The organism is Rossellomorea sp. DUT-2 (genome assembly GCF_052665285.1).
Genome location: NZ_JBQPEO010000001.1, coordinates 882754 through 900137 on the forward strand (window position 1 = coordinate 882754; position 17384 = coordinate 900137).

Annotated in this window: 8 protein-coding genes; 7 read left to right on the forward strand and 1 reads right to left on the reverse strand. The window is 42.7% G+C overall.

What is annotated here, in order from left to right; all coding sequences use genetic code 11:
* Positions 1–87 precede the first annotated feature (87 nt).
* On the reverse strand, positions 88–3147 hold the full coding sequence (locus ACOSV2_RS04395) for an efflux RND transporter permease subunit (protein ID WP_428974072.1): 3060 nt from the start codon (positions 3145–3147) through the stop codon (positions 88–90).
* 209 nt (positions 3148–3356) lie between these two features.
* On the opposite strand from ACOSV2_RS04395, the gene ACOSV2_RS04400 reads away from it, so the two are divergent.
* The 7 genes from ACOSV2_RS04400 (at position 3357) to ACOSV2_RS04430 (ending at position 16980) form a co-directional block, all read left to right on the forward strand.
* Complete coding sequence (locus tag ACOSV2_RS04400) at positions 3357–4238, forward strand: TetR/AcrR family transcriptional regulator (protein WP_428974073.1); 882 nt, start codon at positions 3357–3359, stop codon at positions 4236–4238.
* Positions 4239–4529: 291 nt separating this feature from the next.
* A complete protein-coding gene (locus tag ACOSV2_RS04405; protein ID WP_428974074.1) occupies positions 4530–12086 on the forward strand; it encodes a carboxypeptidase regulatory-like domain-containing protein in 7557 nt (2518 codons plus the stop codon).
* Positions 12087–12766: 680 nt separating this feature from the next.
* The gene (locus tag ACOSV2_RS04410) at positions 12767–13405 is read left to right on the forward strand and encodes an ABC transporter permease (protein WP_428974075.1); all 639 of its coding nucleotides are present in this window, start codon (positions 12767–12769) and stop codon (positions 13403–13405) included.
* Positions 13406–13423: 18 nt separating this feature from the next.
* Complete coding sequence (locus ACOSV2_RS04415) at positions 13424–14416, forward strand: ABC transporter ATP-binding protein (protein ID WP_428974076.1); 993 nt, start codon at positions 13424–13426, stop codon at positions 14414–14416.
* Between the two features lie 4 nt (positions 14417–14420).
* The gene (locus tag ACOSV2_RS04420) at positions 14421–15158 is read left to right on the forward strand and encodes an ABC transporter permease (RefSeq protein WP_428974077.1); all 738 of its coding nucleotides are present in this window, start codon (positions 14421–14423) and stop codon (positions 15156–15158) included.
* 23 nt (positions 15159–15181) lie between these two features.
* Positions 15182–16087, forward strand: a complete 906-nt coding sequence (locus tag ACOSV2_RS04425; protein WP_428974078.1) for a glycine betaine ABC transporter substrate-binding protein — start codon at positions 15182–15184, stop codon at positions 16085–16087.
* Between the two features lie 155 nt (positions 16088–16242).
* Positions 16243–16980, forward strand: coding sequence for a glycosyltransferase (locus tag ACOSV2_RS04430; protein ID WP_324748337.1), 738 nt, complete (start codon positions 16243–16245; stop codon positions 16978–16980).
* The last annotated feature ends 404 nt before the right edge of the window (positions 16981–17384 follow it).

Genomic DNA, 17384 nt, shown 5'->3' on the forward strand with positions numbered 1-17384 from the left:
TGCTTGATTTTGAATGATTTCTCAAGGGAATTGTTCCGTAAATCACGAAAAAGAGGGGTGTCACATGGACACCCCTCCAGACCATTCTTATGCTTCTCGTTTTCTTCTTCTAAAGCGGTGGAAGACAAGATACATCATCGGAACTATGATCAGCGTTAATACAGCTGAGAACATGATACCTGAAATAATGGTAACAGCAAGTGGTGTAAAAAGGGCATCTCCGCTGACTGCAACTGGTATAAGTGCCACAATCGATGTGAGAGCTGTTAATAGAATTGGACGAATACGGGTACGTCCTGATTCCACGACAGCTTCTTTCACACCCATACCATTCTTCAATCCCTGTTCAATAAACTCAATTAACACGACAGAGTTCCTCACAACAATCCCGGTTAATGACACCATACCCATGACAGCTAGGAAGCTGATCGGGGTTTGAGTAACGAATAACCCTAGAATCGCACCTGCAATCGCAAGATAAACCGCGACAAGAACCAAGAACGGAAGTGATAAAGAATTAAATTGAAGGGCAATGACTAAATATACTAAGAATATAACGATTGTAAAGAGTATGGTGATTTCAGAAAAGAAGTCATTCTGGGCTTGATTTTCTCCACCAAGTGTAATCGAATAATCATTATCATCAAGACTTTCTCGTGTATCATTCAATATATCCTGGACATTTTCTTTATAGTTCTCCTCATTCTCAGGGAAGGCACGAATCGTGATTGCACGCTCTCCGTCTTTATGAGGGATGAGTTGAAGTTCTTCTTTCTTCTCGGGAGTCACTAGCTCATCAAGAGAAATCAGCTTCGGTGGTCCAGCAGGATTAGCAGTTTCAGCGGGAACCTCAAGAGAAGACAGGTCTACTTCTTCATCATTTCCTTCCAAAACCAGTATCATATCACGTTTAGTGACACCATTATCAAAGGCTTTCATCGGAATGCCTTCTGTAGCCAATCGCAGCTGTTGGCTGATCTGATTGATCGTAACACCATTTTCCTCGAGAAGCTCCCGGTTAGGAGCATATTCAACCGTTGGCTCCATTTCCCCGACATTATCAACGACTAGATCAGTATCCAGTTTTTCAATTTCAGATGAAATCTTATTACGAAGTTCAATTAATTTTTCCATCTCAGGACCAGAAACCGTAACTGTAACGGGAGCCCCTGCCGGTGGACCTTGCTGGATTGTTTCCATGAAGATCAACGCAGTTGGATACTCTTCTCTCAGTTTGTCAGTCCAATCGTCAATCAGACCTTGAGCCGTTTGGTTTTCACGGTCGACTCTCGCGACTAATTGACCTGTATTTTGACCGGAATTTGATAGAGAGCTGTTGAATAAGTTAGGTAATCCTGTACCTGCAAAAGCAGAGGTTTCATAGACACCATCATCTGTTTTTAACAATTGTTCCATGTCTTCTAAAGTGCTCGCTGTTTCTTCAATCGTTGTGCCGATTGGCAATGTTACATCCACCGTAACTTCTTCTCGATCCGCTGACGGGAAGAATTCAAATGGTGTAAGAGCAATCAGGCCAAAGATGGCGGTTGTGAAGACAAGGCCGATGGCAGATACCACGAAAGGTCGCTTTGAAAACTTCTTTAGAAGAGTATCAGCATAAAAGTCAGCCAGTTTATTCAATGGTTTTCCTAGTAAACCAGGAGCATCAGATACTTTTTTCGTTGTTTTACTATAAAGCAGGTATCTCATGATTGGAACAAAAATCAATGCAACGAGTGTTGATGCGATGATCGTCGTAATCAGAACAGTCGGCAATGCTCTTATGAACGCTCCATTTCCTCCTGATAAGAAAATAAGAGGTAGGAAGGTGAATACAATGGCCAGAGAAGAGGTCACGATCGAAACCCAGATCTCTTTGACACCATTTACGGCCCCCATAAGTGCACGATCACCAAGCTTATAGCGACGTTGAATATTGTCATTCACTACAATCGAGTCATCCACAAGGATACCGAGGGCGATGATGGCACCGATGACAGAAATTTGGTTAAGGTCAACACCGGCAAACGGTAGAGGAATCAACCCCATCAAGACGGAAATAGGAACCGCTAATGCAACCACGAATGCTCCAGATACGGTAAGTCCTAATGCCGTTGTCAAAATAACCGCTACAACGGAAATCGCAAGGGACATAAATAATCCATCAAAGATGTCTGTTACAATCGAAGCCTGAGAGTAATAAGGTTCAAGTTTCACATCAGAAGGAAGAGACTTTGCCAGTTCATCCACTTTATCGCTTACTTTCTCATCTACAGAAGGGATATCCTCCCCTGACTGAACAAATGCTGTAAAGGATAGGGATGGCTTTCCTTCAAATGTGACGATATCCTTTACTTCTTTAGGAGCTACTTTAATGTTGGCGATGTCTTGTAGATAGACTGATTCTCCTTGAGGGTTCTTGCCAACAAAAAGCTCTTTCATTTCATCAAGAGTCGAGGAATGATCAACCGTTAATTGAACGACTTCGTTATCGACTTCTTGCTTTCCTAGAGGAGTGGGATAGTATTCGTCATTAATCGCACTCATGACAGTCGAAGGATTGAGTCCGGACGACTTTAGTTCATCCTGTTGTAATTCGATAACAATTTCTTCTTCAGGTAATCCTTTTACCGCTACACTGGAGACACCAGTGATTTCCTTGACTTCTTCCTGCCAACGATTCATTTCCTCACGAAGAGAGAGAAGGGATTCCTTGTTATCACTTGTGAGATGATAGGAAACAATAGGCATTTTAACCGTGGATTCGTTAATTTCAGGATCGAATACTTCGTCAGGAAAAGAAGTCGATGCATCGGAGACAGCTTGTCGCACATCTCCAAACACTTCTTTTTTGTTTTCTCCATCTTCAACCTCTACAATAATAGTAGAGAAACCGGCTGAAGAGGAGGAGCTGATTTCTTTAATCCCATCAATCGACTGGAGGGAAGATTCGATGGGATTGGTAATCGTCCTCTCAACTGAGTCAACGGTTGCACCTGGATAGACGGTGCTCACCGTTCCGATGTTTACACTGGTTTCCGGGATTTCTCGCTGTGGTAATTGTAGGAACGTTAATACACCGATAATCAGAAACAAAACGACGAAAATCAGCGTGATTTTGGAACGGTTTAAAATAGCTTTCAACATGAATGTTATCCTCCTTTAATAATGTTTTGACTAACGGGTCAAATTGATTTTAATAATTTGATTATTTGCTTATATAACAGTCATTAATTCGGTTGACTCACTAGTCATTTTACCTGTATTTTTTCTATAGTCAAGAAATAATGTTCTTCTATTTTTGTCAGAGTATGGGTAGAATGAGAGAGTGAATACCTGGATTTAGAGGTGTAGAAATGGACAAACGAAACGCAATACTTGAATCAGCAGTGGAACTCTTTGGAGCCCATGGTTATAATCATACATCCATGCAGCAAATCGCCGAAAGTGTCGGAATTTCCAAAGGCTCCCTTTACTCATTTTTTCAATCAAAAGAAGATTTAATCATATCGATTTATGAACATTATCAGCAGCTCGTATTTGAAAGGGCATTCGTTGTCGGATTAGATGGTAAGCTACCTCCTTTGGAACGGTTCGCCAAGCAGTTCCAGGTGCAATTCGAAGGGATATTGGAATACAAGTCCTATATGAAAATGCACATGCGAGGGGAGTCCGCGAAGAATAGTGACAAACTTGCTGCCATGGAACATCGCATGAGAGGACGTCTGTTCAGCTGGCTCGAACATAATCTATTAGACGTGTTCGGGGAGAGTATCAGGCCATACAAATGGGATCTTATGTGGATGACACAGTCCATTTATTCATCATATATGATGTTGATGATCTCACATGATAACGCTCTCGATCCAGAAGAACTCGGCGATCATCTGGTGAAGCAGATCTCTCTGCTGGCAAATGATTTCATGAATGGAAACAGCTCGCCACTTTTGGACGATGACATGATGAAATCATTTACTGTCAGCATGGACAAAGAAGGAGCCTTCATTTCGTTTGAGAAAAGGGAGAATGCATGGAAGGCCCTTTATGAAAAGATCAACGGATTGAGCGAAGCTCGTGGTGTGTACTTCTTGAACATAGCGAATCGGATTACAAAAGAATGCCGCGACTCGGTGCCAGAAGAGTTGATCATTAAAGGATTATTTCGATTGTTGGCGGATGAAGAGGAATTAAAAACAGAAGCTGAAGAATTAGAAAGGCTGCTCCTTCCTGTTAAATAGGGAGGGGTTTTTTCTGTTTATTTGCAGGGAAAGATTGACTTAGAAATCTAATATCATAAAAACTTAATATAAAAATGCATTAAAGATCTCCAATCGTTATTCATACAATTTCTCCTCATTTATTTACTAAAAGGATATTCAGTTTTGGAATAGGCTATCACCACCCCTATAAAAGTTCCATTAGAACCGAAAATGGCACAACTTCAATAGTTTTCTAGACGATTGGTAAGACAAAACTCCTGTTTTTTCAATACCATAATAAAGACCATATCATTTAAAGGAGGTTTTTTTATGGCATTTCCCAGTAATGCACAATATACCCCGGTACTTGTTGGGGGAGTACCAATATTTGACGTCTTGGGGGATGAGAGTCCCGTATCGACGGATATTGTAGGCAATTCTACTTTCCCAGCAGGTTTCTTTGCGTACGATGGTACCAATGTCTATTTCCGGTTAAGGTTGAATGGCGATCCCCGGAATAATCAATTAACGGGCTTCAGAAATTTCTCGTGGGGCGTTTTGATTAACACAACAGGTGTAGCAGGAACTTACGACTGGCTTTTTAACGTGGATGGGTTGAATAATCGAGTGAGTTTAATTCAGAATACGGTTAAATTAGTCAATTCTTGGAATGATCCAGCAGAAGGGACGGGGGGAGGGAATCCGAACTTCGCACAGCCGATAACCAATTTCGACTTTGCCAGGGTAACACCTGCCGATTCCAGCATCGGAGGAGATCAGGATTTCTTCCTCGACTGGTTTCTACCGGCAAGTACCGTATTTTCTTTCTTAGGAATTAATGCATCCTCAGCCATTCGTGCAGTGTATTTTTCATCGGCAAACTCCAATAACTATAATAAGGATTCATTAAGAACAAGTGAAGGCTTTTCATTCACTAACGCCTTTACAGATCCAGTCACTCCGGATCAGGCTGACATCAGGGCGAGGCTTTCAACGAACAAAGTATTGAATTCAGGACCGCAAACCGTCGTCCTTGGTCAGCAGGCGACTTGGACAGGTACCGTGACGGTTACAAACACAGGCCGCTCCCAGGCTACCTCGGTATTTCTTGATGACATCATCGGTCCTGATCAAGTGAATTCATTCGTCGTGAATTCAACCACGCAAGGACTCACCACGTATAACCCAGCAAGTAAACTGCTTACATGGAACGTAGGGAATTTAAACCCCGGTGTCACCGCATCATTGACCTTCACCTTGAATGGTGCCTTTACAACAAGTGGTTCAAGAAATTTAGACAGGGTGCAAGCGACTGGATTCGATACATCTTCAGGTAATGCCATTCAGTCTAACACTTCCGTCGTCACCATTAACGTCCAACAGACAGCCACCATCAACGGGACAATAACCGATCAATCATCAGGTTTGGTACTCCCGAATACAACGGTGTCCCTACTTCAAGGGATGAGCGTTATTGCAACCACTCAATCGAATGCAAGTGGATTTTATACGTTTACCAATGTGGTACCTGGAAACTATACCGTACAGGCTGCTAGAACGAACTATGTAACCGGGACAGCTAATGTGACGGCTGTAGGAGGTACGTCGACAACGGCGGATATAGCACTTGTACCTCAGCCGAGTACGATTTCAGGAAATGTATCTAATGGTGGTGCCATTAACAATGCAACCGTGCAGCTTCTCAATAATTCAGGAGCAGTAATAGACACGACAACCACTAACGTAGCAGGAAACTATTCTTTCGTAAATGTAACTCCGGGTATTTATAACGTATCTGTTATCGCATCCGGTTTTCAATCTCAAGCTAAATCCGTCATGACAGAGCCCAACCAGGCAGCGGTCGTCAATTTCACACTTATCGCAAACCCCGGCTCTATTTCGGGTACCGTCCGGGATTCCTCCGATAATACAGCCATCCCACTGGCAATCCTAGAGCTGCTTGATTCAAACGGGGTACTCATTGCCACGACCACGGCAAATGGAAGCGGTCAATATACCTTTAATGATTTAGGAGCAGGAAATTATCAAGTGAGGTCATTCGCTACCAACTATAGTACAACGACAGTATCTTCAACGGTTACAGCTGGTATTACAACAATAACAAACATTTTCCTTGAACCAAATCCTGGTTCGATTCAAGGAACCGTGATAGATAGCGATACCATGGCGGCGATTTCAGGAGCCACAGTACAGGCAGTAAATAGTCAAAATGTCATCGTGGCGGCTACGACGACCGATGGGAGCGGTCAATTTGCCTTTGATAGTCTTTTACGAGGATCATATTCTCTTATCTTTACAGCAAGCGGATATGCGACCCAAAACCTCGGTGCAATTGTGAACTCCAACGCCATCACAGTTGTAAATGCTTTTCTATCTAAACTTGCTGGAGCCCTCGCCGGTACAGTCCAGGACCTTAATGCTGTAGCGATACCAGATGCAACGGTAACTATTTTCCAAAACAATATTCAGATTGGTAGTGTAGTAACTGACGCAAATGGTAATTACATGGTTCCCGGACTGCCTCCAGGAAGCTATACGGTTGTTGTCAGTGCACCGAATTACACGACCGAAATCGTTGCAGGTATGATTGAAAATGGTCAAACCACCACTTTAAATGTAACGTTGAACGAAGATCCAGGTACATTGACGGGGTTTGTAAGAGATACGAATAATGACCCGATTGCCGGTGGAAGTGTTACGGTTCAAATCAGTACTGGGGCAGGAATCATTGTAGCTACAACTGTTACAGCATCTGATGGATCCTATACGGTTCCGAGCCTTGCGCCGGGAAATTATACCGTTGTCGCAGCAGCATCTAATTTTCAGGCAGCCACACAAGGGGTGACGATTGTTTCCAATACCATCTCTAACGTGAACTTTAACTTAGAGGCAAATCCGGGATCAATTTCTGGAATCGTTTCGAATGCACAAACAGGCACGCCGATTATTGGAGCCAATGTGGAGGTAAGAATAGTTGATTCAAGTGGAGCAGTCATCGCTACCGTTTTGACAGATGAAAATGGGGAATATATTGTAAATGGCTTGGCCCCAAGTATTTACACGGTCGTTGTTTCAGCACCAGATTTCCAAACCAATGCCACTACTGTGCAAGTCAATTCAAACCAAATAGTGGATGGAAGCATCGCACTTGAACCGGATCCCGGGCAGATAACGGGAACAGTCGTAGACAGTGTTGGAAGTAATCCCATTTCTGGAGCAAGTGTCAGCATTGTGAATAGCTCTGGTGCCTTGATTACAACTGTATTAACGGATTCAGATGGAGTATTCATGGTTGAAGGACTCGCACCTGATAACTACACAGTGAATGTATTTGCGAACAACTTCCAAAACGGGACAGTGGGAGCCCTTGTTATATCAGGGCAGACAACGCCTGTTTTGGTTTCACTGGACCCTGATCCAGGAGCAATTACGGGGACCATCAGCCCCATTGTAACGAATACAACCATTCAATTACGGAATGTTAACAACGTATTAATCGATTCTATCGTACCAAATCAGGACGGAACATTTTCTTTCAATAATTTAACACCCGGAACCTACATCGTCTCAGGCTCGGCTCCTAACTATTCAACCGCCCAAGCTGGAGTTTCCGTCCTGGCGAATCAAACTTCAACCGTGGAATTAACCCTTATCCCAAATCCGGGATCTGTATCAGGAATCGTGACAGATAATCTGGGGAGTCCCGTCGGAAATGCCACTGTACAAATCTTTGATCAAAATAATATTTTGATCGGTTCCGGATTCACTGACTCATCTGGACAATATATTGTCGGAAACCTCCCAAGCGGGTCTTTCAATGTGGTTGTCAATTCACCAGGCTTCGGGCAGGTCATTACAGGGATCTTTGTAGGGGTCGGTCAAGATTTAATCGATGTAAATATTTCCTTGATTCCGAATCCGGGATCCATTAACGGTCAGATCACAAATCGAACCAGTGGAGACGCGATTGCAGGCGCAACTGTAGTCATCATTGATGGAAGTTCTCAAATTCCAGTTGCAACTACGACAACTTCAGTATTTGGAAACTATTCTGTAAGTGGTTTAGCACCTGGTTCTTATATTGTCTCAGCTTCCAAAATGAATTTTACCACAGAGCAAATCGGTACCATTGTTATTAGCGACACGGATACGAGAGCCGATTTATCCTTAGGCGAAAATCCAGGTACTCTGGAAGGAGCTGTTGAAGATACCAATGGAAATCCAATTACCGGCAATGGTATTCAAGTTTCAGTCTACAATGAAAACAATGTGCTGGTTGTTTCTTTCCTGGCCAATTCAGACGGGACCTACACTGTGCCATCTCTTGCACCGGGTACGTACTTCATTACAGCAACGGCACCAAATTATTCTTCTTCAACCGTCTCAGCCATCGTAGAATCCAATCAAACAACCACCGTAACAAATGTTTTAGCTGCAAATCCAGTAACGTTAACCATTCAAGTCCTTATTGAAAATACCGCGACTCCAATCCAAGGAGCTACGGTCACGGTCAGGCACGCCAATAACATTCCGATTGCAACAGGAATCACTGATGAAAGTGGATTTGTCACGTTTTTCTCTTTACCGACTGGTATATTGAATATCACAGCTGATGCTTCTTCGTTTGGAACGGATACGAAGTCTGTTATCGGCGGAGCGGGAGATATTTTGTTTGCATCCCTGAGTCTGGCGCAAAATCCTGGTCAACTTCAAGGGTTCATTTCAAATCTTTCTAACGGAGATGCCATCCCTAATGCCGTCATTCAACTTTACGATTTCACGAATGTACTCGTCCAAACCACTTTATCCAATCAAAATGGAGAATACACCTTCTCTGGAGTCTCCCCTGGAGTTTATACGGTTATTGCCAATGCAACAGATTTTGGGCCCGAGACGGCTGGTGCCATCATTGAATCAAACCAAACCAATTTATTAAGCTTTGCATTAAGACCCAATCCGGGTACCGTACAAGGATTTGTCCGGGACTCTATCACGCTTGACCCGATTGCAGGTGCAACGGTAGAAGTCAGGGAGCTTTCAGGATCGGGTCCAATCATTTTCACTACGATTACGGATGCTGATGGATTTTTCCAAACGACAACGTTATCACCAGTTGTGTATGTGTTGGTGGGAAGCAGTCCTGATTTTGGTACTAATGCTGTTGCGGCAGAAGTAAGTAGTGGGGGAATTACCAATGTTGAAATCCTGCTCACACCAAACCCGGGCTCGCTCACTGGTATAGTCAGAGATGCAGTAACCTTACAAAGACTGGCGGACACACTTATAAGGGTCATTGACAACCAGGGAACTATAGTGGCAACCGTGCAGACGACAGTGGATGGAACGTACCTTATCGAAGGGCTGGTTGAAGGGGGTTATACCGTATCTGCCATTAATCCTAACTATCAAACCGAAATCGTTCAAACCACGATTCAGCCTAATTCTATGACTTTCTTGGATTTTGATCTACAGGGAAATCCGGCTACTCTTAGCGGGTCCATCGTTGATGCTTTCGATCAGTCCCCATTGACCGGGGTAATTGTCGAGGTCTATTTGGGTGGAACCGACACACTGGTAAGGCGTGTACTCACTGACGAAAATGGGAACTATTTGATCGAAGGGCTGCCTCAAGGAACCTTTGACGTGAAGGCTCAGCTTCAAGATTACGCCATTGGTGTGAACACCGTATTTTTATCACCTGGTGAAATTGAAGTGCTTAATATTGCACTTGTTCCATTCCCTGCAACCGTTCAAGGTACGATTCGGGATGCTGTGACACTTGACCCCATTAGCGGAGCTCTTGTGAAAGTGGTCATACCGAATACAGATATCACCGTCGGAAGCATCATTACATCCAGTGACGGTACGTATTCAATCGGCAATTTACCACAGGGAAGCTACAATGTAGTCATATCAGCAAACGGCTATGCCACAGAGGTTATTCCTGTCATTCTTGTTGCAAATGGTACAGAGACGGTGAATGCCGATCTAGATCCGAATCCATCCACGATTACGGGTACCGTGTTAAATGCCCAAACGGCCACGGGAATACAAGGTGCGCTGGTGAGAATTTTTAACTCTGACGGTGTATTTATAACCAGCATTTTAACAGATGAGAATGGTTTCTATGCTATTTCTGGCTTGGCAGCAGGTCAGTTTACTGTAATAGCGAGTGCAGATGGTTTTGCCAATGGAATTAACATCGTTACACTATCACCAGGTGAAACCGAATCCCTTAATTTCAGCTTATCCAACCAAATCGCAATTCTTAGAGGGATTGTGAGGGATAACGTGAACAATCAACCGATTCAATCTGCTTTAGTTCAAGTTTTTAGAATAGGAACATCGATTCCAATTGCCTCTGTTCTAACAAATGGATCAGGTGAATATGTGATTGAGGGGTTAGACCCTAGAGAATATCGTGTCGTCTTCTCAGCTGATGGATACGCAAGTGAAGTATTCAGGATTTTCCTAACCAATGGTGAAGTCCGGACACTTAATGTGAACCTGCAGCGTCAGCCGGCAACCATCTCAGGTAAAGTAACCGATGCGTCTACGGGGTTACCAATCCAAAGTGCCGGCGTCATTACGGTAATCAGTGGAAGTGGAATCGTCGTAGCGTCCACCTTGACGGACCAAGAAGGAAATTATATTTTAACTGGCCTGGCACCTGGTGACTACAATGTAATCTTCTCAGCTGATGGATACGTCAGATCGACGTTCATGATCACATTAAGCCCGAATGAAACAGCCGTCCTAAATGCCGCTTTAGAACCAAACCCCGCTACCATTACGGGAAATGTAAGTGACGCGAATACGCTCGCTCCAATTGAGAACGCAATCATCCAAGTATTCACACTGGATGGGACACTACTGGGAGTTACCCTTACCGATATGAATGGGAACTACACTATCTCAGGTTTACCCGGAGGAACAGTCATACTGGTCGTGCGTGCTCAAGGATATCAAAGTCAAATGCAAAACGTCTCCGTAACGAGAGGAAACACGGCGACGGTCAACTTCTTATTAGAGGATAATCCGTCAAGCGTAAGCGGGATCGTCACAGACATTCGAACCGGCGAACCCATTTCCCAAGTTCTGGTTCAAATCTTCCCGGTAGGTTCTAATGTTCCGATTCGTTCTACCTTAACCGATCCCAATGGATTCTATATCCTGACGGGATTACCAGCAGGAGCATACGTCATTCGATTCACAGCACCAGGATATCCGGTTAAAGAGATTTCAATTGTGCTCCAAGAAAGTCAAGACCTGCAGTTAAACGTTCAATTAGGAGAAGAAGCCCCACCTCCACCACCTGGTAGTATTAGACCTGAATGTATCTCTGTAGAAAAAGTGTACGACTGGGTCATCGCAACCCACAACACCACTCAATCCGTCAGCCTCTCATCTGATTGCATGGAGCTCGTAGATGACCTCGTGGCAAGAGGGCACGGAATAGATGTGAAGTGTCAGGTCAGTCCAAATACCGAGCCAAGATGCTCGCTCATTTCGTTCGAAAGAGGAACACCGGGTATTGTTGTGATTCGAGTGGAAGCGCTCTTGCTTGTGACCATCCAATCTCAATCCAATGAAGAAGAATTCTGCACTTTGGAAGTACCAATTTTCTTTGATAAAAAAATGGCCGTATGCTTACCAGAAGGAATGGATGCAAGCAATGTGAACTGCTCTATAGTGGATATAAAGTGTCGTGGGAAGGAAGGAAGCCTTACTCGTGAGCAAGTGAAGATACAACTCATCGCATGCCTGGAAGTAGTAATACTTCATCCCGTCATTCTTGAAGTTTTAGGAACATTTTGTACACCAAGAACCTTTGTGAAGCGTGTGGAAGAAGACGATATGTGTTAGGAAAAAACGAGGTGCCCCAGCGGAGGGCACCTTTTTATTAGAGTGAAAGCTTTCTCTGAAATTCCAAAATGTTTTTTCGATGAAAAGGGGAGTCTGTTTGATCGTTTACGCATGCATGGGTGGACAGAGATAAACGGATATGCAAGAAGAAGAGATATATGGCAAGTAGAGAGATTTTATCGTTTTGATAGTGGTGAACAGGATTGGACAGATTCGCCGTTAAATTTGAAATTTCGCCGATAAATCAAAAATATCGCCGTTATCTCCCATCTTAGCCTATGCATCATCAGGAAAATTAATCCCAAATGTACCCAAAACAGCCTCATACTAGAATAATAGTCGCTTCGAAACCTTTTTACTGGGAAAATTCACGAAAACTATCCAAAATACCAATGAATTTTGAGGAAAATGCTAATATTACCCCCAAAATCCCCAAATAGACTACACAATTAGGAAGATATCACATACCTCCCACACTTCCATTCAGCCTAAACTTAACCTCTCCCACCACTATTTTCCGACAACATGTTTCAAAATTCCACAAACGGGGTAAAGGAATGTTGGCGCAATTATACGGTTATACTAAATCCGTGGGTCGTCAGGACTAGATTAGATCCTGGACGGCTTTTGTTTTGCCTAAAATACATAAATAAAGGAAGGTGTAAACTGTGGAGAAATGGATGAAATTTCTGGAGGTTAATGCACCTCGAATTCTTGATTTGACGATTGAGCATGCAGTGCTCGTCGGACTTGCGATTATCGTTGCCCTTTTAATCGGGATACCTTTAGGGATATATTTAACGACCAATGATTATTTGGCGGAGACGGTTTTGCAGATTGCGTCGGTTATGCTGACCATTCCCAGCATTGCCTTGTTTGGGGTGATGATTCCAATCTTTTCAATCATCAATCAGGGGATAGGGTTTGTTCCGGCCTTTGTGGCATTGGTTCTCTATTCGCAGCTTCCTATTATACGGAATACATATACTGCGATTCGAAATGTGAGCCCTGAGATGCGTGACGCGGCGAAGGGAGTCGGGATGAAGACTCATCAACGTCTGCTGCGCGTTGAGATTCCAAATGCATTTCCTGTAATCATGGCGGGGATCAGAACAGCCGTCGTCTTAAACATAGGAATCGGTGTAATTGCAGCTTATATCGGTGCTGGTGGCCTCGGAGTCCTTATTACTCAAGGGATTTCCAGAGGAGACAATTACTTAATAATTAGTGGTTCTGTAGCGGTCGCGATATTGGCGATGATTGCAGATGCCATCCTTTTATGGATTCAAAAGCGATACACACCAAAAAGCATTGCATAAAGTGGAAGAGGTGAAGAGATGATTACATTTGATCATACAACGAAGACTTACGAAGGTGATGTGACAGCGGTTAAAGGTGTCGACTTTACCGTTGAGAAGGGTGACATAGTCGTTTTATTAGGGCCATCCGGGTGCGGGAAAACCACCTTATTACGAATGGTGAACAGGCTGGAATCGATTACAGATGGGAGAATCGTCATCGACGGCCAGGACTCAATGGACTTGAATCAAATTGAATTGCGGAGAAAGATCGGGTACGTCATTCAGAGTAACGGTCTGTTCCCTAATATGACCATTGAGGAAAACGTCATGATTGTTCCCGACATGCTGGGCTGGGGCAAGAAGGAAAAGAAAGAGCGGTTCAATAAGCTGATGGAAATGATCGGACTTAGCGGAGATACATTCGGTAAGAGATATCCACATGAATTATCCGGAGGACAACAGCAGAGAATCGGTGTTATTCGTGCGCTGGCAGCAGATCCTCCAGTAATGTTGATGGACGAACCGTTTGGGGCACTTGATCCAATCATTCGTGAAAAAATACAGGATGAGTTTCTACAGATACAGCGTGAAGTGAAGAAAACAATTCTGTTTGTGAGTCATGATATCGATGAAGCGATTAAAATGGCTGACAAGATTGTTCTGTTGCGTGGAGGAGAAATCATGCAGTACGATACCCCATCAGAAATGCTTGTCCGTCCAAAAAGTGATTTTGTTTATGAGTTCTTTGGTAAAGATCGTGCCATTAAAAGTTTAAGTTTACATACGATTGAAAACTTGAAGAACATCATAGGCTTAGCTAACTTTGATGAATCCATTCCTGATACGAAAACGATCAATATTCGTCATGATCTTCGAAATACGTTGTCGATGCTATTAAATCAAGAAGCTGACCAGGTCATCGTGACGGATGACGCAGGTATTAAACAAGGGGCCATTACGATTGATCTTGTACAAAAATACTTACACTATGAGATCAAAGGAAAAACGAACCTGGATCAGAAAGGATGATTTTGTGAATACAAAAAAGGTTGTCAGTAATGTTGTTCGGTATTTCGTATATGCACTGGTCATCCTTTTCTTTGCCTGGGCTATTAAAAATCAATACTTCGATTATATGTTCAGTCAATCAAAGACGTTTCTTCTTTTATTGAAGGAGCATTTGCAGCTTGTTTTTGTTTCTTCCATATTAGCACTTATAGTCGCGGTACCAGCTGGAATCTTGATTACACGAAAGCAGTTCAGACGAGCAGAGTGGATCGTGTCTAATACAGTCAATTTTGGACAAACGATACCGAGTTTAGCGGTTCTAGCCCTTATGATCAGTATATTAGGAATCGGCTTTAAAACAGCCATTTTTGCACTGTTTATATATTCTCTTTTACCGATTTACCGAAATACAGTTGCAGGTATTGATTCAATAGACGAGAACCTCATTGATGCAGCCAGAGGGATGGGAATGAAACCTTATCAAATCCTTTTCCGCATTGAACTTCCGAATGCAGCATACTCAATACTGGCTGGAATCCGAACAGCGGTCGTGCTGAACATCGGAACAGCTGCCCTTGCCTATGTCGTCGGTGGTGGGGGATTAGGAGTATGGATTTTTACAGGTATTCAATTGTTCGATAATGGATACTTAATCTCAGGGGCCATACCTGTTACGATTCTGGCGATTTTGGTAGATTTACTACTGCGATTGGTGGAGAGAATCGTCGTTCCAAAAGGTACCAAACAAACATTAGAAATGTAATTCATAATCAGGAGGTGACGACCGTGAAACGGAATTCAAAGTGGATAGGGATCCTCATCCTGACTCTTATGCTAAGCGCCTGTTCAAACGTAGGAATAGGAGGCAAACAAATATCCGTTGGGGGAAAGAACTTTACAGAGCAATACCTTCTTTCTGAGATGACCGCCTTTTTATTAAAAGAAGAGGGTTTTAAAGTAAAACAAATGAACAACCTTGGAAGCACGGTTGTTCGTAAAGCATTGGAAAACGAGCAGGTGGATATGATGTGGGAGTACACTGGGACTGCACTCATTACCTATATGGGGCAAGAACCGATGTCAGACCCTGAGAAAACTTTTCAAAAAGTGAAGGAGCTTGATGCAAAAAGGGACATTCATTGGATGAATATGTCCAATGTGAATAATACTTACGCGCTGGCTATGAATCAGGATCAGGCAAAGAAATTGGGTATTGAATCCATCAGTGATCTTGCTGAATATGTAAATAACAATCCTGGAGAATTAACAATGGCGTCTGACGCAGAATTTGCGAATCGTCCCGACGGTCTTCCTGGAGTAGAGGAGTTGTACGGTTTCAAATTCGGTTCCGGACAGATCAAACAGATGGATCTCGGTCTGACGCAAAGGGCATTGAATAACCGCCAAGTAGATGTTTCGGTTGCCTTTGAAACAGATGCAACGATTGTAGATTATGACTTGGTAACGTTGAAGGATGATAAGAAATTCTTTCCGCCATACCGGGCAGCGGTTAGCATAAATAAAAGCGTTTATGAAAAATATCCGGAAATCAAAGATATTACGGCAAAATTAGCCGATAAACTTAACAGTGATATTATGCGTGAACTGAATTATAAAGTGGATATCGAAGGGAATAGTGTATCCGTAGTGGCTCATGACTGGCTTGTTGAGAATGAGTTGATTAAAGAATAGAACAAACCTAAAAGAAAGAACTAAACCGTCTTTGGTTTAGTTCTTTTTTTGAATATAATACCCACTTTATAGCTCATCCGTCTAAGCACAAAACGGGGAAGTGAATAGTTTATAGTAATCACGTCTTTTTCCAAGGCAGCACTGGAGGAGTTTTCTTGAAACCTACTGTATCTATTGTTATACCTTTTTATAATTGTTCCTATGTCGATCAGGCGATTCGTAGTGCATTAAATCAATCTTATTCAAACATTGAAGTAGTTGTAATTGATGATGGATCAACGAAAGAAGTTGAGAGGCTAACACCCTTTTTAAATCAAATTACCTACTTAAGAAAAGAAAATGGTGGAACGGCAACGGCTATAAATGAAGGAATAAAGAGAGCGAATGGAGAATATATCGCTTGGTTGAGTTCAGATGACTATTTCGATTATCTGAAGATAGAGAGGCAATTGGATTATATGTTACGAAGGGGGGCTAAGGCAAGCTTCCACAATTATGATGTTATTAACCAGACTAATGAAGTGTTGCTCCCCTTCATTGGAAAGAGATTTACCAATGCAGAAGAAATCTATCATACCTTTTTGACTATCAATCCCGTCAATGGGTGTTCCATCATGGTTCATAAGGATGTGTTCAAAGATATAGGGTATTTCAGTACAGATCTTAAATTCACTCAAGATTATGAGATGTGGAACAGAATGTTAATCAATGGGTATGTCATATATTATTTAGATGAGGTGTTATTGAAATATAGATCACACCCTGAGTCGGGAACTAGTAAACATCCTGACAAATTGAAGAAGGAGGTATCCATTATTAAACAACATTATCATCAGAAGATACTTCATTATCTATCAGAAAATGGATCTGCATTGAAGAGCATCAGATTCTAAGAGATGAAAATGATCATGAGAATTTACTGGCCCCCTACTATCCTTTACCACATTCAGATTAGCGATCCATCCATATTCGGCAGCTTTAATTGCTCAGACAGACTCCTTAACCGAACCAGAAGAGCCACTCTTCTGGTATATTTATGTAGCATGTTATATTAATTCGTTTGTATATAATCCAGTGTCACATAAAGTGGGGGGGTGCATATGTTTCGTAAAATGAGATTCGGAAGAAGCAATCGAACGTGTATATGATAAACTATCTTTAAACGGAACTGTGTTGATGCCCTTGGAGGAGTCTTCCTTTAGGGAGAAATCCGCCTGGGTTGAGGATCGGTTCGGTGTCTCATGCAGTTGAATTTATCGAAAATTGATGAATAATATCAGACTCTCGACAAACTATT